Raw genomic sequence first — 18,447 nt, 5'->3', positions numbered from 1 at the left:
TCAAAAAAGCAAAACATTTGCCAATACTAATTATAAAACCATTTTATGAAATTCAAGTTTTTTCAAAGAAAAACGGTAGTACTTTTTTTTGTACTGCTAGCACAATTTGCGCTCGCACAGGAGCGGGTTGTATCGGGAATTGTTTCAGATAATGCAGGCTTACCTTTACCGGGTGCGAGTGTATTGATCAAAGGAACAAAAACAGGAGCTCAAACTGATTTTGACGGTAAATATTCTATAAAGACAAGTCAAAATGCAGTTTTAATCTTTAATTATATTGGCATGAAGGCTGTAGAGGTAACCGTTACGGGGAACACTGCCAATGTTTCTTTATCCCCTGCTTCAGAGCAGCTGCAGGAAATTGTCGTTACCGCTCTGGGGTTGAAAAGAGAAAAGAAATCTTTGGGATATGCCACTCAGGAAATTAAAGGAGAAGACCTGACCAAAGTAAACAATGGTAACGTTGCCAATGCGATTTCAGGTAAAATTGCCGGTGTACAAATCAGACGTAACAATAATATTGGAGGTTCAACGAATGTGGTGATTCGTGGTACTACTTCTTTAACTGGAAATAATCAGGCGTTATGGATTGTAGACGGTATTCCGTTGAATAATGACAATACCAATAGTGCCGATCAGAAAAGCGGAGGTAACACAGGAGGATACGATTACGGAAATGCCGCTTCGGATATCAATCCTGACGATATCGAAACGATGAACGTACTGAAAGGAGCTGCAGCTTCTGCTTTGTATGGTTCAAGAGCTTCAAACGGGGTGATCCTTGTAACACTAAAAAAAGGAAGTAAATCTAAAGGAGGTTTAGGCGTAAGTTTTAGCTCCGGAGTAACTGTTGGTGTAGTTGATAAAAAAACATTACCGGAGTATCAAAATCAGTACGGTGGTGGATATGGTGACTTCTATGGCACAGTAGATTTAGGAAGTGGAGTACATCCGTATGCTGCAACCGATGATGCTTCATGGGGACCTAAATTTGATCCTAGTTTGTTAGTGTACAACTGGAGTTCTTTCTACCCTGAATTACCGGGTTACGGAAAAGCTACTCCTTGGACAGCAGTAAAGAAAAATCCAAATGATTTTTATCAAAAGAGTTTAACGTTTATTAATAATATCGCTTTTACCGGATCAGGTGAAAAAGGAGATTTCAGATTTGGTTATACGAACTATAACATGAATCAGGGGATTTTGCCAAACAGCAACAATCGTAAAGACAATTTTAACTTCTCAGGAAGCTATAACATTCTGCCTAAAACTAAAATTTCAGCATCGGCCAATTATTTAAAAGCAAATGCGAAAGGAATGAATGAGACTGGTTATGGTGACGGTGGAAATAACTATCTGAGCAGTATCAGACAATGGTACTCTACTAGTGTAGATTTTCAGGATTTAAAAGATGCTTATGACCTTACAGGAAAAAATACAACCTGGAGCGTTGGAGGACCAAATGATTTAACATTGCAGTTTCATGACAATCCATATTTTCAAAGATACAACAACTACAACACTTTAGATCGTGATCGTTTTTTCGGAAACTTTGCTTTGAGTACACAAATCACCGATTGGTTTGATGTTACAGGTAAGGGTGCTGTAGATACCTATAGTCAGTTACAGGAAGAGCGCATTGCTGTGGGATCAAAAAGAACACCAAATGCACTTGGACAGTATACCAGATTTGATAAAACGTTCAGAGAGATCAACTTTGATTTGATCATGAATTTTAAAACCAATATTACAGACGGAATTAAGTTCAACGGAATGCTTGGAGCTAATTCAAGACGTTCAGTGAGTAAGTCAATTTTTGCAGCAACAAATGGCGGACTGGTAGTGCCTGGAATTTATGCTTTGAGTAATTCTATTGATAAAATCAACAGCCCTGGTGAGTCAGAAGTAGCCATCGGTACCAACAGTGTTTATGCTAATGCGAGTTTCAATTTTATGGAAACTTATTTCTTAGAGGGAAGTTATCGTGTAGATAAGTCTTCAACGTTACCATCAAGTAATAGTACTTATACGTACCCTTCGATTACAGGAACTTATATCTTTAGTAACCACATTAAAACAAATTGGTTGTCTTTTGGAAAACTTCGTTTGAATTATGCAGAAACAGGTAATGATGCTCCGTTTGCTGTGATTGCAGCAACTTATCCAAAAGGTGATAATTTTGGACCTGACGGAATTCGTTTCTCTACAGAAAACAATAAAAGTAACTCTAATTTAAAAAGTGAGTTGACAAGAGGTGTTGAAGCCGGTATAGAACTTAAATTGTTCAATAATCGTGTAGGTCTTGATTTCTCTTACTACAAAAGTAATACAACCAACCAGATTCTTTCAGTTGAAACACCTACACAAACCGGATACACCAGAGCCTGGATAAACGGAGGAGATGTTCAGAATAAAGGATATGAGGTGACCTTGTCTGTAATTCCGGTAAAAACAGCCAATTTTAGTTGGGAAGCAAAAGTAAACTGGTCTACCAATAAAAATGAAGTAATTTCATTAGGAGGAGCTGACAGAATTTCGTTAGGATCTTTCCAGGGAGTAGGATATGTTGCTGAGGTTGGAAAACCAATTGGACAGTTGATCGGTTCCGGATTTACTTATTTAAACGGAGAAAAAGTAATTCGTTCAAACGGAAGATATTTGCAAACGGCCGGAGCAACAATTGGGGATATAAACCCGGATTGGATTGGTGGTTTGAACAACGTAATTACGTATAAAAATTTCTCATTGAACTTTTTGATTGATGTGAAAAAAGGAGGAGACGTTTATTCATTAGACCAACGTTTCGGACATACTACAGGTATTTATGAAAGTACGGTTTCGAACAATCATTTAGGAAATCCACAAAGAAATCCGATTGCAAGCGGCGGAGGGATTCTGTTGTCTGGGGTTAAAGAAGACGGAACTCCAAATGATAAAGTGGTAAGTGTAGAAGGAGCAAATGGATATTCATTTTACAATTCCATGCCGGAACAGCAATATGTTTACGATGCTTCTTATGTGAAATTACGTGAATTAGGATTAAGCTACAGATTGCCATCAAAATTCCTTGCAAAGACTTTTATCACTAATATGATTTTGTCAGTTAATGGAAGCAACTTATGGATCATTCATAAAAATTTACCTTATGCTGATCCGGAAGCGGGACTTTCTTCAGGAAATCTTCAGGGCTTTCAAACCGGAGTTTTGCCTACCTCAAAAGAGTATAACTTTAATATGAAAGTTCAATTCTAAAAACAAAAAAAATGAAAATAGTAAAAACGATATTTTTTGCAGGAGCCATTTTACTTTCGGTAGCCTCTTGTGATAACTTAGAAGATTTAAATCAGGATAAAAAAGCATATACCACCGTTTTGCCGGGGGCGCTCATGACCAATGCGCAGGTAAATTATGCGTTCTTCCTGACCAATGCTTCAGTAAACAGCAATAATTTTAGAGGATATGCTCAATATTGGTCTACCACAACCTATACCGATGAGGTGAACTACAATATGGAAAGAAGAAATTTAGGAAGTTCTCTTTCAACGTTGTTATACAGAGACGTTTTGCAGGATTTGGTAAACGCTCAAAAAGACATAAAGAGCAAAGAAGCTTTAGGAGCTGTTGATACTGCAATTAAGAAAAACAAAATCGCAGTACTTGACGTTCAGATTGTGATGGCGTATCAGGCGCTTGTAGATTTATTTGGAAACGTGCCTTACAGTGAAGCTTTGGATATTAATCTATATCCTTATCCAAAATACGATGATGCCAAAACCATTTATTTAGATCTGGCTGCCAGATTAGATGCAGCTATTGCTGCTATGGACAGCAGTAAAGAGAGCTTTGGTAAAGCCGATTTAATTTACAAAGGCGATGTGGCAAAATGGAAAACATTAGCGAATAGTGTGAAATTAAAATTGGGATTACACCTTGCAGACATTGAGCCTGCTAAAGCAAAAGCAATAGTAGAAAGTGCTTACAATTCAGGCGTAATGACCAGTGAAGATCAAACAGCATTGTTCCAGTATTTTTCATCACTTGTAGACATGAATCCGTTGTATGATACGCTGGTAAACGAAAGTCAGACTATCCCGACTGAATATTTTGTGAATCAGTTAAATGGAAAAAATGACCCAAGACGTGATATATTCTTTAATCCAAATTCTAAAAAGCAAGGAAATTATAAAGGAGCTCCTTATGCCAAACAAGTAAGTTATGGTGATTTCTCAAACATGGGATCAAGATTGAAAGAAAAAACAAACCCGGGGGTAATTTTTGACTACACAGAAACCTGTTTCCTTTTGGCAGATGCTGCAAACAGAGGATTTAGCGTAGGAGGAACTTCGGAAGAATATTATAAAAAAGGAATTTTGGCCAGTATGAATTTTTGGGGAGTTTCGAATGCTGATGCGCAAACTTATTTGAGCAGAACCGATGTTGACTTTGCAACTGCTGCCGGAACGACAAAAGAAAAAATCGCTTACCAGCTTTGGATTGCTTATTACAATAGAGGATTTGAAGCCTGGACAGAATACAGAAGATTAGATTTCCCTGTTTTGTTAGCCCCTTCAACTGCTGTTGATGCGGCAAAAGGAAAAGTACCGGTTCGTACTATTTACTCTCTTTTTGATAAAACCTTAAACAAAGAAAATTATGAAGCTGCCTCAGCTGCAATAGGAGGAGATTTAATGACTACAAAAATTTTCTGGGATAAATTTTAATTTGAATTAGTTTTCCTGTTTTTAACCGGGGCCTTTAATTAGGTTCCGGTTTTTTTTGTTTAATCCCATTGTCCGACTGAGCGAAGTCGAAGTGTTTACTCTGAACTACATTGTACGATTGAGCGAAGTCGAAGTGTTTATTGAATCTCATTGTCGGACTGAGTGAGGGTCAGGTCCTATTTATTGAATTACATTGTCCGACTGAGCGAAGCCGAAGTGTTTATTGAATCCCATTGTCAGACTGAGTGAAGGTCAGGTCTTACTTATTGAATTACATTGTCCGACTGAGCGAAGTCGAAGTCTCAGTTTTGTTTTATTTAAAAAACAATCCATTTTGTTTGTGAATGCTTGGTTTATTTGGTTTATTTTTTAATTATGTGTTTTTTTAAAGTTAAAAAGTTGTTAATTATATATTATTTTTAAATAACATAGTATCAGTAAAATAGAAGCTATGCTGGTAAATTTGGTGGCAACAAATTAACCCAAAAAAAATGAAAACAAAACTACTAGTATTAATGCTTGTTTTTTCGATAGGGAAAATGAGCGCGCAGGGACTTCCTTGCCGGACGACAGAAGAAAACGCCAAAGTGTATCGGAATAGCCCCAAATCACTTCAGGAAAAAAAAGATTTTGAAGCCTTTACCAGAACATTTACCCTCCAGCGTAAAAGCAAAACTTCAAAAACAGCAGCAACACCTACTTATGTTATCCCCGTGGTTTTCCATATTTATGGAGACGTTCAAAGCGGAAAAACCATTACCTATGAAAAAATTGTCAATCATTTGGCTCAACTAAATGACGATTTCAATGGCAGGAATGCCGACTACCAAACAGTTGAGCCCTTTTTTCAAGCGAGAAGAGGAACATTAAACATCGAATTTAAACTGGCAAAAAAAGATCCTAATGGCGGATGTACGACAGGAGTTGTTTTCCATGCAGCCAAAAACGGTTACGGAAATGGCGGTGGCTACGATGATCAGATTGCTGCCGATGCCTGGGACAATAAAAAATATATGAACGTTTATATTCAGAACGATTTGTATAACGAAGGAGTTTTTAACAATTCAGGAGTTGCATGGTATCCTGATTCTGGTATGATGGCCAATAATACAGCACGTGTCGTTTTTAATGGAGCTTATCTTTACGACAACTCCTACAGCAAAGAATTTTCAGCAACCCTTACACATGAATTCGGACATTTCTTAAACCTTATTCATACTTTCGAAGGAGGATGCTCCGGCACAGATGAAGTTGCCGACACCCCTGCAGAAGACGGTCAGCACACCTTGGCTTGTACACCGGGAACCAATTGTACAGGAGATAAAGTAAATATAGAAAACTACATGGGGTACAATGGCGCACAAGGCTGTTACAAAATGTACACCCAAGGTCAGATTGACAGAATGCTGGCTGCATTGCAGCATCCGGCAAGGATCACACTCTGGCAGCCTCAAAACTTAATTGACACCGGAGTGAACACGACTGAAAGCAGTTTAGTGGCAACCGGAACTACTTTTAAAGAAGCCATTATCAATGATGGATCTTTTGATACAGCCTCAGTGGTAACTTTAAGCGGAGGAAAAACTTTTGCACTAAGTTCAGGAACTTTGTCAGCCGGAACCCATTTTACACATACTTTTCCAGCCGGAATCACACCGGTTGTTACTGTAAATTCAAATGGTCAGGTGACAGTAACACTTTCAGGAAAAGCGACAAATCACGCGGCAGCGCAAAATACAACTGCCGGAATAACATTCTTACCTGCCGCATTTACAGGAGGAACCACAGGATTGTCTTGTACTGCTTTGTTTTACAATTTAAGATTTACGGATCCTTATGGAATCTTCTTTGTAGACATGCCGGATATTAACATCTCCTCAAATTTAGTCTGGAAGTTTTTTGATATTGCAAAAGGAGACGACACTTCATTCGGAGGCTGGCGTTATGCGGCCAATGCGCTAAAAATTGAAACTTATGGCAAAAGATTAACTTGTGAAAGTGGCAGCCGAAACATTACCTTATTAGCACAAAACACCGCAGTTGGCCCGACAAGTAATATGACCGCTCCGGGAGCATACCCAAATCAATTAGATTTAAGAACAGCGAGTTATACCGCTTGGGATGGAAAATCCGGATATGTAGGTTTTGAATACAAAATCGATGGATTACCTTGCTATGGCTGGTTCAAAATAAGTGTTGCGGCAAATGGAGACGGTTACACCATTTCTGAATATGCCTATAATACACAACCCAATGCACCTATTTATACCGGTGTGACTAACAAAACGGCCGTTGTTCTATCAGAAAGTATACTGTACGAGGCAGAGGCAAATGACGGTGGTGTTACTACGACCAGTACAATTTCGTTATCTACTAACAATGGAACTTTTACAAAAAGCACAGGAACTTTAACAGCCGGAACTGATTATACGATTACAGGAGTTCCTTCAGGATTAACCGCTGTACTGACGCTTCAGGGAAATAATAAAGTAGTGGTTTCCTTTACCGGAAAAGCAACCGCACATCTACCTGCAAATGATGCTGCTGTGACGATTACCTTTAAAGATGCTGCAATCACTGGCGGAATTGCGACTCTTGATATGTCATCAAAAACAATCAATTTGAAATTTGATGCGCCTTACGGAGTTTTCTATGTAAACAATCCTGACTATGTTGCTTCGGCAGCCCAAACCTGGCAGTATTTTGATTTAGGAATTGGAGATAATACGGAGTATGGAGCATGGCAGTTTGCCGCTGCCGCTTTAAAAGTAGAAACTTATGGCAAAAGACTGGTAGGACCTGCAGGTACACGTAACATTAGTTTAATTACAGAGGGAACTACAATTGGTGCTTCAAGTAATTTTGTAACTCCTGGAGCGGCATATCCGGATCAGTTAGATTTAAGAACGGCAAGTTATACAGCCTGGGACAATCAAACAGGTTATATCGGTTTTGAATATAAAAGCAGAGGGCGTACATGTTATGGCTGGATGCATGTTAAAGTAGAAGCGGGTGGAGTTGGTTATTCTGTTTTAGACTATGCTTACAATACGAAACCAAACGAATCCATTCAGGCCGGAACTCAGGTACCTGTAACCGTTTTGGCGCCTTCAAGTCTGACAGCTACAGTGAACAATACCAGTTTACAAGCACAATTGACATGGGTGAACAACGCAACTAACGCGACAAATATTGTAGTAGAAAGAGCAGGAGCAGATAATGTTTTTGCCGAGATCACGACATTAGCAAGTACAGCGGTTACTTATACCAACACAGGTTTGACAGCCGGAAGTACTTATAAATACAGAGTACGTGCAAAAGCAAACAGCATTTACTCCGCCTATTCTAATGAGGTTACAGCTACTCTTACGGCAGGTTCAGCGTATTGTACTGCTCAGGGGAATAATAATTACGAATACATCAATTCAGTAACTATTGGAAGTTTCACCAATACATCCGGTAAAGATGCAGGCGGCTATGCCAATCTTACTTCTAAAACCGTGACCGTAACTCCGGGAACAGCAACAAGTGTAAGTCTGGCAGCAGGTTTCTCAGGAGGATCTTATTTAGAATATTGGGGAGTGTGGATCGATTACAATAAAAACAATGTTTTTGATGCTTCTGAAAAAGTGATTGACGGAATTTCTTCTACCGGAACAGCTACGGGTAGTTTTACACCAATTGCGTTTACCGGAACGACCAGAATGCGTATTGTAATGAAATATTATTCGAACCCGTCAGCTTGTGGAAACATTGGAGATGGTGATGTCGAAGATTATACAGTCGTTGCAGGTACAGCACCTAATCCGACAACTTTACCGACACCAACAAATATTGGGAATTCAGGAGTGTATTCATCCGGATTTTATGCTTCATGGAATACAGTGGCGAATGCTACAAGTTATGAAGTGCAGTTGAATAATGCTGCTACAGGCTGGACCACTTTCGGAACTTCCACAACCTATTATTTATGGGTTCCGAAACAAGGTACACAAACCGTTTATCAGTTTAGAGTTAGAGCTAAAAATGCTACTGATGCAAGTAACTGGAGCGCTCCGTTGACCATTGATTTGCAAAACGGAAGTGCAGGAGCAGATCAGACTGATTTTACAAAATCATTTACGATGTATCCTAATCCGGCGTCGGATGTGGTTAATTTCAATTTCGCTAATTTAAACCTGGCGGATACTAAAATCACCATCTACGACAGTACAGGAAATGTTATTGACATTGTAAAAAACACACTTTCTTATCCGGTAAACCGTCTTAGAAAAGGAGTTTATATAGTGGTAGCTACAGATGGAAGCTTCACAGATACTAAAAAGTTATTGGTTAAATAAATAATTTGGTTTGTAAAGAAGAAAAGGGAAACGATATTGTTTCCCTTTTTTTATGCTTTTTTAAATTAAATACAGCTTAATTGATACCAATGCCAAACGGATTATCAATACTGTGCATTGGAGTAGTGAACCATTTTGGACCCTCAGCGGTCATGTAAAAATGATCTTCATGACGAATCCCGAATTGACCCGGGATGCAAAGCATAGGTTCGTTACTTACTACCATTCCTTCTTGCAGAACAGTAGTATTACCTCTTACCAAATACGGATGTTCGTGAATATCTAATCCTGTTCCGTGACCCACGCGATGAGGTAATCCAGGCAATTCGTAATCGGCACTCAAACCACCTGCTGTAATTACTTTACGTGCGGCATCATCGACCGAACCGCAGGTTGCTCCTAATTGTGCTGCATCAAAAGCGGCTTTTTGTGTAGCCTTTTCTAAATTCCAGATTTTGATGTGTGCTTCCGTTGGGGTTCCGTACACATAAGTTCTGGTGATATCAGACAGGTAACCTTCCAAACGACATCCTGTGTCAATAAGTACAACATCGTTATCTTTTAAATCCTGAGGAGTAGTAACCCCATGAGGATATTGAGAGTCATCGGCAAACAACACAATACAAAAGTGAGAACCTGAAGTAATTCCCGCTTTGATATGTGCCTGATTGATAAAATCGACAACCGTTTCGGCTTTTATACCCGGATACAAAATACGTGCAGCGGCACGTTGAACCACCATCGTAATTTCTTTGGCTAGTTGGATGATCGCAATTTCATTTGCTGATTTCTGAATGCGACAGCCAGTTGTAACCGGTTGGGAATTTTCGAATTCGTAATTTGGATTGGCTTTTACGATAGCATCAACTAAAAAATAACCGGCAGATTCGTCCAGTGCAATTTTACCGTTGTTTATGCCTTTGGTCTCCAGGATCTTTCCAAATAAAACAGATGGCGATTCGTGTTCTTCCCAGCAATTTAAATGCCCTTCAATTTTCATGAATTTTCTAAAAGTACCTTCCTCAAATTTTGGAACAATATATTCCAGACTGCCGTCTTCAAACAATAAGGCTCCAACCATTCTTTCAGAGGGATTCCATTTGGTTCCGGTAAAATAGTATAGATTGGTTCCTGCATTCACGAATAAGGACTTAAAACCTGCTGTTTTCATAAGCGACACCGCTTTCTGAATGCGCATTTGATATTCCTCCGGCTGAATGGGCTTTACATTCAGGGTCATGTTTTGTATTTTTTCTAATTCTGCAATTGCGTTAGATCCGCCAACTCCAATGGTCATATTTGTTGTTTTAAGGTTAATAGTTTTTTGTTGTTTTTCTGGATTAAAAATAAGCCAATATTTTGGGATAGTGGTATTTTAACTTAAAGTAGATAAAATAGAATAATTTAAGGGTAATATACTATTGGATTTTGGGTTGTAATGCCTGTATTTTTAAAAGATCAATTAAAACTTAAAAAATGAAAAGTATACAGCGTTTAGTATTGCTATTGTGCGTCGTTCTGAGTTCGTGTTTTGCTACAGCACAGGATAAGTCAGATTTGTACCAGAAGCTCACAGTACTGTTTCCCAAAGCCGAAATCACAACAATAGAAAATTTAGAAGGTTATGCAGAGTCATACCAATTGATTTTAGACGAACCTTTAGATCATAAAAATCTGCAAAAAGGAACTTTCAAGCATTATGTTTACCTCTCGCATCTGAATTTTAATAATCCAATGGTTATTGAAACTCATGGTTACAATACCAATAATATCAAAAGTGAGGTGAGTAAACTGTTAAACGCAAATCAGATTGCAGTCGAATACCGCTTTTATGGAAAGTCGCGACCGGAACCACTTCCATGGGAATATTTAACAAACGATCAGGCTATCGCCGACTACCACAATCTTGTAACAAAACTGAAGCAGTTGTATACAGGAAAATGGATTTCGACCGGAATAAGTAAAGGTGGTGAAACAGCTTTGATTTACAAATCAAAATATCCGGATGATGTGGATGTGGCAATGCCCTATGTTGCTCCGTTAATTAATACTCAGGAAGATCCCCGAACAGTAGAGCATACTAAAACAGTGGGGACGGCAGAATGCAGGGCTAAAATTACAGCCTTTCAGAGAGCAGTTTTAGAAAATAGAGAAGCCGTTTTAAAGGAGTTTAAACAATATGCAGAAGAGAAGAAAATGACTTTTACCGAAGTTCCTTTCGCTGAAGCATTAGAATATGCAGTTTTAGAATTTCCTTTTTCTTTTTGGCAATGGGGAGGAAAATGCGAGGCCATTCCGTCAGTAACGGCGAGCCCGAAAGAGCTGTTTGCCTATTTGGATGAGGTTTCAGGCGTAAGAACTTATAATGATAAGATGTATTTTCATTACTTGCCGTCCTATTATCAACATTTAAAAGAATTGGGGTACTATGGATTTGATTTTTCTCCGGTTGCCGATTTGCTTCAAGTGGTAAAAAGTACTTCCAATGATCGATTTGCGCCTAAAGGAGTGGTTATAAAATACAATCCGAAATACATTAGAGAAGTACGAAAATATGTAGAAAATAAAGGCAGCAAAATTTTGTACATCTATGGTGGTTACGACACCTGGTACTCGTGCGCTCCAACACCTGATTCCAAATTAGATGCATTAAAAATGGTTCTTCCCGGGGGGAGTCACACTACGAGAGTGAAGGATTTTCCGGAGAGTGATAAGAAGCGAATCATGGAAACATTATCAAGATGGCTCGACTTAAAAGCACTTAACGATAAGGCCGAAATAAATTAAGAAAAAATAGCCACAGATTTCACGGATTGAAAGGATTTTAAAAATCTGTATTAATCTGTGGAATCTGTGGCTAAAAAATCTTTGCGAACTTCGCGTAAACCCTTGCGCGCTTTGCGGTTAAATATTAAACCAGTAGTTTTTGTGTTTTCAAATAATCCATAGCAAATTTACCCTCATTAAAAAGTAAATCCAGAACGCTTAAATTGTTGATAAAACCATGTTTGTCATCAAAAACCTGAGTGTACTTTTCAAATGAATTAAGGTCTTTTTTTCCGTTAGCCAAAACCCTGAAATCGGAGATATTTTCTACCTCATGAAAATATTCTGTGGTTTTACCAAACGCTAATTTCATGCGCAGACATTTAGTGGTGATGTCCAGAACTTCCAGATTCAAATCCATTAAAAAAGTATGCTGCTTTTCAAAAACAGGACGAATATCATCTTCAAAAAATTCAAAAAAAGGAGAGCTTCTATAGGCAGCTTCCAATGATTTGAAGTGCTGTTTTTGCCAGTCAAATTCATTCTCGATGATAACATCTTTTGTTTTCTGATGACCTGATTTCGAATGTTTAACCGGGATATTTAGTAACTGAATTCCGTTCGGGCTATAGATGTAGGTACGGTTTCTGTTAGTTTGTTTCTGAAAATTATCTTCCATTTCAAAAGTAATATTTTCAGATTGTGCCATAACTGCAAAGTGGCTGATCGATGGAAAATAAGTAGGAAGTAATAGAGAGTTCATCTTTAATTGCTTTAAAAGTTTCAGGTTTCAAGTTTCAGGTTGTGAGTGAACCTGAAACTTGAAACCTGAAACAAAAATAACTTTTTTTATTTATGCTTTGTTTTGTTTTCTTTTTTTCCAGAAATATTCTCCAACAAAATAGGCCGCAAGAATAAACAAGAAATACTTAAAGTAAGATTGTGGTTGTCCTTCACCATCAACGGTTGTGAAAACTCTGCTCCAGCGAATTTTGTTGATTCCTTTACCGTTAGTATCCCAACTCATCCAGATGAAAACCGGTTTTCCTACAATATGATTTTCCGGAACGTAACCCCAGTAGCGACTGTCTTCAGAGTTGTGACGGTTGTCTCCCATCATCCAATAGTAATTCTGCTTAAAAGTATAAGTTGTAGCAGGTTTACCGTTGATTAAGAATTTAGAGCCATCCAGCTGCAAAGTATTTCCTTCATAAGTGGTGATAATGTCTTTGTAAAATGGTAATGATTCATTGGTTAAAGCAACTGTTTTTCCAGCTTCCGGAATATAAATCGGACCAAAATTATCTTGATTCCATTTGTTGATGTGCGGGAAAATAGCGTTGTCATTTCCGTGGTCAATTTCTCTTGTAACGGCAGTAATACCAGGCGTATTTTTCAGACGTTCTGCACTTGCCTCAGTCAAAGCTCTGAAATAAAGAGTGTCTCTTTTTTCACTTTTAAATCCTGCTCCGTCTGTAATATCAAGCTCTCTTACTAAAGATTCAAAATCAATAGGAATTTTTGGGTCTATGGCTACGGAATAAGAATATTGAGGTTTTGCTCTTTCCGGTAAAACTAATTTTTTTCCGTTAATGAAAACAAATCCGTCTTTAATTGATAAGCTGTCTCCCGGAATACCTACGCATCTTTTTACGTAATTTGATTTTTTATCAATTGGTTTGATAACCCCCGGTCTTCCTTTTGGTTCATAAAAATAATGAACCGTATCTACCGGCCAGTTGAAAACGACAATATCAGTTCGTTTTATTTTTTCTAAAGCAGGTAATCTGAAATAAGGCAATTGTGGCCATTTCAAATAGGATCTTTGTTTTACAAAAGGAATAGAGTCATGTACCATTGGTAATGCAACCGTAGTCATAGGGACTCTTGGGCCATAATTTACTTTACTTACAAACAGAAAATCCCCAATCAATAAAGATTTTTCTAAAGAAGAAGTAGGAATTGTATAAGGCTGTACTAAATAAGTATGTACCAATGTTGCTACGATAACGGCAAAAAGTAAAGAACTCAGGGTGTCACCTGCTTTATTTTCAGAAGTTAATTTTCTGTCAGCGTTGTACACTAGTTTTTGAGTGTAGCTAACATAATAGATATAGAAACCTAAAGTGAAAATTCCTAAAAGAGTATCTAAAGTTGTTTTTTTGCCAAACGTTCTTAAAGTCTCCACCCAAACTACCGGAAACATAATCAGGTTAATAATAGGAATGAAAAGCAATAAAGTCCACCAGGTTGGACGACTGATTATTTTCATTAAAACGATTGAATTGTATACCGGAATCGCAGCTTCCCAGCTTTTTCTTCCGGCAGCCTGATATAATTTCCAGGTTCCGATAAAATGAATAACCTGAACGGCTAAGAAAAATACAAACCAAAGATATAGTGTCATAATATTTTATTTAAAGTTTTAGGTTCGGGACTTAATTTGAAATTTTACCTAAACCTTCCTAACTGTTTATTTTAAATTTAATACGTCTTTCATAGAATAGATTCCCGTTTTTCCGGCAAGCCACTCTGCTGCGATTACCGCTCCAAGAGCAAATCCTTCGCGGTTGTGTGCAGTGTGTTTTAATTCGATGCTGTCTACAGGTGAGTCATAAGTTACAGTATGGGTTCCTGGTACTTCGCCTATTCTTTTAGCTTCAATATGAATTTCGTTGTTTTTTGCTTCGTCCAGAGTCCAATTGGTGTATTGGCTGTTTTCGATAACTCCTTTGGCTAAAGAAATTGCCGTACCGCTAGGAGCATCCAGTTTTTGTGTATGATGAATTTCTTCCATCGTAACTTTATACGAATCCAGTTGAGACATGATTTTAGCTAAGTATTCGTTCAGTTCGAAGAAAATATTAACCCCTAAACTAAAGTTAGAGCTCGAAATAAAAGCACCCTTCTTTTCGTTGCAAAGCGATATCATTTCGTCATAGTGTTCTAGCCATCCTGTAGTTCCTGAAACCACAGGTACATTAGCATGAAAGCAATTGGAGATATTGTCAACGGCAGCATTAGGGACGCTGAAATCGATCGCGACATCGGCTGTTGAAAGTCCGTCGTAAGTACTGAATTCGTCTTTTTTCAAAACAATTTCATGACCTCTTTCTAAAGCAATTCGCTCGATTACTTTTCCCATTTTTCCGTATCCTAAAAGCGCAATTTTCATTTCGTGTATTTTTTTTAAAATTCAAGTAACCGGAGTTATTTAAAAGTGGTAATTAAAAGTTAGTCCAACATTTGGTTTGAAAGTTACAGCGTCAGGGTAAATTTCCGGGCGCAATGATAATCTTTCGTTTACGTTAAACTGAATCAGTGCAGCGTCAACATTGGCGTCGATAATGTTTAAGGCATAAAAACCAACGACAAATAATAGTGATAAATCTCTGTTTCGCTGATAAAATTTCTGACCGGCAATAAGTCTGCTGTCGTCCAGGAATTTATATTTATCGTCATTGTAGCCTTCCAGTCTTCGTTTGTAGGCTTCGCGATAATCGTGGTATTTTTTGTTATTGTCAAGATAGAAGTATAAACTCGTACCAATCGCTCCGTAGACCAAAGGGATTTTCCAGTACTTTTTATTGTATGCCTGACCTAAACCCGGTAAAATTGCCGAGTAGAATGCTGCTTTTGCAGGTGTAAGAGGATCGATTTCCTGCAATTTGCTAGTGTCTTTAACAACCAAAACCGTGTCTTTTTTTACCTGAGCAAAAAGAGAAACGGTTCCTATGAGAAAGAACAATAGACTTATGGGGACAATTTTATTCACTATCCGTTTATTAATTTTATTATTCTGTTAAAGTCGGCTTCAGAATCAAATGGAATGGTGATTTTTCCTTTACCCGTGCCGGCGACTTTTATATCAACTTTCGAACCAAAATAATCGTTGAAAGTGTTTTTTTGTGTTTCTCTAACTACAAAAGAAGATTCTGTTTTAGGTTTTCCTTCTGCTTTTGGTTTTAAACTTTCGTGATAGTTTTTTACCAGAGTCTCAGTTTCACGAACAGATAAATTCTGACTTACTATTTTTTGGTAGATATCAGTCTGAATGTCTAAGTCTTCAATATTAATGATTGCTCTACCGTGTCCCATACTGATAAAACCGTCACGGATACCTGTTTGAATGATCGGATCCAGTTTTAAAAGACGTAAATAATTGGCAATTGTAGAGCGTTTTTTTCCAACACGCTCGCTCATTTGCTCCTGTGTCAGTTGAATTTCGTCAATCAGACGTTGATAGGAAAGTGCAATTTCAATCGGATCTAAGTCATGACGCTGGATGTTCTCAACCAAAGCCATAACCAATGATTCGTTGTCATTGGCAATACGAATATAGGCAGGAACATGCGTTAAGCCTACTAAAGTCGAAGCACGTAAACGACGCTCTCCTGAGATGAGCTGATATTTGTTGAAATCTAATTTACGAACAGTAATAGGTTGAATTACACCAAGTTCTTTAATAGAGGTGGCTAATTCGCGTAACGATTCTTCATTAAAATTGCTTCGGGGCTGAAATGGATTTATTTCGATAGCACTTATTTCAAGCTCAATGATATTTCCAACAACCTTGTCAGCATTTTTGTCTTCTACTGATGTAATGTCGTTTTCCGGATCTTTTAATAACGCTGATAATCCTCTTCCTAAGGCTTGTTTTTTAATTGCTTTTGTCATAAAAACTATTTGCTGTTTTTCTTTATAATCTCCTGAGCTAAATTAATGTAATTAACGGCTCCTTTACTGGTTGCGTCATAATTAATGATGCTTTCTCCAAAACTTGGTGCCTCGCTCAGTTTAACATTTCGTTGAATAACGGTATCAAAAACCATATCATTAAAGTGTTTTTGAACTTCTTCTACAACCTGATTAGACAAACGTAATCTTGAATCGTACATGGTTAGTAACAATCCTTCTATGTCAAGATCCGGGTTGTGTATTTTTTGAATACTTTTTATGGTGTTCAATAATTTTCCTAATCCTTCAAGTGCAAAATATTCGCATTGGATTGGGATAACCACAGAATCAGCAGCTGTTAAAGCATTCAGGGTTAATAAACCTAGAGAAGGCGCACAGTCGATAATGATAAAGTCATATTCGTCTCTTACACTTTCTAATGCTTTTTTAAGCATGTACTCTCTGTTTTCTTTGTCAACCAATTCGATTTCGATGGCAACAAGGTCAATGTGTGCAGGTATCACATCGACATTTGGAGATGTACATTTTAATACAGCTTCTTTTGGTGTTATACTGTGTTCCAGGATTTGATAAGTTCCGGCTTCAACTGATTCTACGTCAATCCCAAGGCCAGATGTAGCATTGGCTTGTGGATCAGCATCGATCAATAATACTTTTTTTTCTAAAACACCTAATGAGGCTGCAAGATTTACAGATGTTGTAGTCTTTCCAACGCCTCCTTTTTGATTAGCAATCGCAATGATTTTGCCCATTTATTTTCTGAATTTTGAACCGTAAAAATACAATTATTTATGGTTTCTGAAAATCTATTTTGTTAACATTTGTGAATCTTCGGTTAATCGTTGTATGGTGCGTCTTTTCTGGAATTGATTTTAACGATAATGAAAAAACAGGAACGAAATTTCGTTCTATTTTTCGATTTCTTTTAGTCTAAAAAGAACAAAATCTTACTTTAGTCAGAAAAAGGGAATTAAAAGTGGGTGTAAATTTTACTGCTCATTTTTCTTTTTCAAATCTTTTACAAGGCGGGTTGTGAAAAATAAAAGAATAGCACCTCCAAACAAAATGCAATGCGAAAAATATTTCTTTCGCATTGAAGGGGAGATGTATTTAAATAAAGTGAAATCCCTTCATTAAATAAGTTCAGAACTTACGAGACTATGTGTTAAAATGAAGTATATGTAAAGGACTGAATCGTTGTGATATTTTAATCTGAGGGTATATTTATATTTTTTTTGTGCTAATTGAAAAGTGAAGTGTTTGATATTCTATATTTTGAAGTTATTTTGAAAATAAAAAAACGGATATTTTTAAAATTGTTGTTGGATAAGTAAAAAATAGTTCTATCTTTGCACCCGCTTACGGGGTGTAGCGTAGCCCGGTTATCGCGCCTGCTTTGGGAGCAGGAGGCCGCAGGTTCGAATCCTGCCACCCCGACAAAAGTCTTTTCATTTTTTGGAAAGACTTTTTTTTTGTTTTAAACTGAAATCCTATAGCTAGAACTGTTATCGCGTCCCGATTAGAATCGGGAAGGCTGCAGGTTCGAATCGGGGCACCCCGACAAAAGTCTTTTCATTTTTTGGAAAGACTTTTTTTTTGCTTTAAACTGAAATCCTAATAGCTGAACTGTTATTGCGTCCCGATTGGAATCGGGAAGGCCGCAGGTTCGAATCGGGGCAACCCGACAAAAGTCTTTTCATTTTTTGGAAAGACTTTTTTTTTGTTTTAAACTGAAATCCTATAGCTAGAACTGTTATCGCGTCCCGATTGGAATCGGGAAGGCCGCAGGTTCGAATCCTGCCACCCCGACAAAAGTCTTTTCATATTTGGAAAGACTTTTTTTTTGCTTTAAACTGAAATCCTATAGTTGAACTGTTATCGAGTCCCGATTGGAATCAGGAAGGCCGCAGGTTCGAATCGGG

Annotated in this window: 11 protein-coding genes and 1 tRNA gene; 5 read left to right on the top strand and 7 right to left on the bottom strand. The window is 37.7% G+C overall.

Features of this window, described 5'->3' with window-relative positions; genetic code table 11:
* Positions 1-45: 45 nt before the first annotated feature.
* The 3 genes from B0A80_RS12495 (at position 46) to B0A80_RS12485 (ending at position 9,061) form a co-directional block, all read left to right on the top strand.
* Positions 46-3,252 carry a SusC/RagA family TonB-linked outer membrane protein gene (locus tag B0A80_RS12495; protein ID WP_070907769.1) on the top strand — a complete coding sequence of 1,069 codons (3,207 nt, stop codon included), beginning with the start codon at positions 46-48 and terminating at the stop codon, positions 3,250-3,252.
* Positions 3,253-3,263: 11 nt separating this feature from the next.
* Positions 3,264-4,721, top strand: a complete 1,458-nt coding sequence (locus B0A80_RS12490; RefSeq protein WP_089077482.1) for a SusD/RagB family nutrient-binding outer membrane lipoprotein — start codon at positions 3,264-3,266, stop codon at positions 4,719-4,721.
* A 491-nt stretch (positions 4,722-5,212) separates the two neighbouring features.
* Positions 5,213-9,061 (top strand): M43 family zinc metalloprotease, encoded by a 3,849-nt coding sequence (locus B0A80_RS12485; protein ID WP_089077481.1) that lies wholly within the window; start codon positions 5,213-5,215, stop codon positions 9,059-9,061.
* 76 nt (positions 9,062-9,137) lie between these two features.
* Here B0A80_RS12485 and B0A80_RS12480 read toward each other — a convergent pair whose 3' ends face one another.
* Entirely contained in the window at positions 9,138-10,358 is a 1,221-nt protein-coding gene (locus B0A80_RS12480; protein ID WP_089077480.1) for a M24 family metallopeptidase, read from the bottom strand.
* Between the two features lie 179 nt (positions 10,359-10,537).
* On the opposite strand from B0A80_RS12480, the gene B0A80_RS12475 reads away from it, so the two are divergent.
* A complete protein-coding gene (locus B0A80_RS12475; protein WP_089077479.1) occupies positions 10,538-11,848 on the top strand; it encodes a S28 family serine protease in 1,311 nt (436 codons plus the stop codon).
* Positions 11,849-11,972: 124 nt separating this feature from the next.
* Here the strand turns inward: B0A80_RS12475 and B0A80_RS12470 are convergent, their stop codons facing one another.
* The 6 genes from B0A80_RS12470 to B0A80_RS12445 form a co-directional block, all read right to left on the bottom strand.
* Positions 11,973-12,590 (bottom strand): WbqC family protein, encoded by a 618-nt coding sequence (locus B0A80_RS12470; RefSeq protein WP_070907764.1) that lies wholly within the window; start codon positions 12,588-12,590, stop codon positions 11,973-11,975.
* Between the two features lie 90 nt (positions 12,591-12,680).
* Positions 12,681-14,234 (bottom strand): signal peptidase I, encoded by a 1,554-nt coding sequence (gene lepB, locus B0A80_RS12465; protein ID WP_070907763.1) that lies wholly within the window; start codon positions 14,232-14,234, stop codon positions 12,681-12,683.
* Between the two features lie 66 nt (positions 14,235-14,300).
* Complete coding sequence (dapB, locus tag B0A80_RS12460; protein ID WP_089077478.1) at positions 14,301-15,002, bottom strand: 4-hydroxy-tetrahydrodipicolinate reductase; 702 nt, start codon at positions 15,000-15,002, stop codon at positions 14,301-14,303.
* A gap of 39 nt (positions 15,003-15,041) precedes the next feature.
* Complete coding sequence (locus tag B0A80_RS12455) at positions 15,042-15,602, bottom strand: DUF5683 domain-containing protein (protein WP_051041425.1); 561 nt, start codon at positions 15,600-15,602, stop codon at positions 15,042-15,044.
* Positions 15,602-16,504 carry a ParB/RepB/Spo0J family partition protein gene (locus tag B0A80_RS12450; RefSeq protein WP_089077477.1) on the bottom strand — a complete coding sequence of 301 codons (903 nt, stop codon included), beginning with the start codon at positions 16,502-16,504 and terminating at the stop codon, positions 15,602-15,604. Before B0A80_RS12450 ends, B0A80_RS12455 begins: the two co-directional genes overlap by 1 nt.
* A 5-nt stretch (positions 16,505-16,509) precedes the next feature.
* On the bottom strand, positions 16,510-17,277 hold the full coding sequence (locus tag B0A80_RS12445; protein ID WP_017494829.1) for a ParA family protein: 768 nt from the start codon (positions 17,275-17,277) through the stop codon (positions 16,510-16,512).
* A 610-nt stretch (positions 17,278-17,887) separates the two neighbouring features.
* Here B0A80_RS12445 and B0A80_RS12440 point away from each other — a divergent pair.
* Positions 17,888-17,962, top strand: a tRNA-Pro gene (locus B0A80_RS12440).
* Positions 17,963-18,447: the final 485 nt, after the last annotated feature.

This window comes from Flavobacterium tructae, from assembly GCF_002217475.1.
GTDB classification, from domain to species: Bacteria; Bacteroidota; Bacteroidia; order Flavobacteriales; family Flavobacteriaceae; genus Flavobacterium; species Flavobacterium tructae.
This window is presented reverse-complemented; position numbering and strand designations above follow the sequence as displayed.

Coding starts and splice junctions, on each gene's coding strand:
- B0A80_RS12495 (WP_070907769.1), top strand. CDS start 46: ATGAAATTCAAGTTTTTTCAAAGAAAAACGGTAGTACTTTTTTTTGTA.
- B0A80_RS12490 (WP_089077482.1), top strand. CDS start 3,264: ATGAAAATAGTAAAAACGATATTTTTTGCAGGAGCCATTTTACTTTCG.
- B0A80_RS12485 (WP_089077481.1), top strand. CDS start 5,213: ATGAAAACAAAACTACTAGTATTAATGCTTGTTTTTTCGATAGGGAAA.
- B0A80_RS12480 (WP_089077480.1), bottom strand. CDS start 10,358: ATGACCATTGGAGTTGGCGGATCTAACGCAATTGCAGAATTAGAAAAA.
- B0A80_RS12475 (WP_089077479.1), top strand. CDS start 10,538: ATGAAAAGTATACAGCGTTTAGTATTGCTATTGTGCGTCGTTCTGAGT.
- B0A80_RS12470 (WP_070907764.1), bottom strand. CDS start 12,590: ATGAACTCTCTATTACTTCCTACTTATTTTCCATCGATCAGCCACTTT.
- lepB (WP_070907763.1), bottom strand. CDS start 14,234: ATGACACTATATCTTTGGTTTGTATTTTTCTTAGCCGTTCAGGTTATT.
- dapB (WP_089077478.1), bottom strand. CDS start 15,002: ATGAAAATTGCGCTTTTAGGATACGGAAAAATGGGAAAAGTAATCGAG.
- B0A80_RS12450 (WP_089077477.1), bottom strand. CDS start 16,504: ATGACAAAAGCAATTAAAAAACAAGCCTTAGGAAGAGGATTATCAGCG.
- B0A80_RS12445 (WP_017494829.1), bottom strand. CDS start 17,277: ATGGGCAAAATCATTGCGATTGCTAATCAAAAAGGAGGCGTTGGAAAG.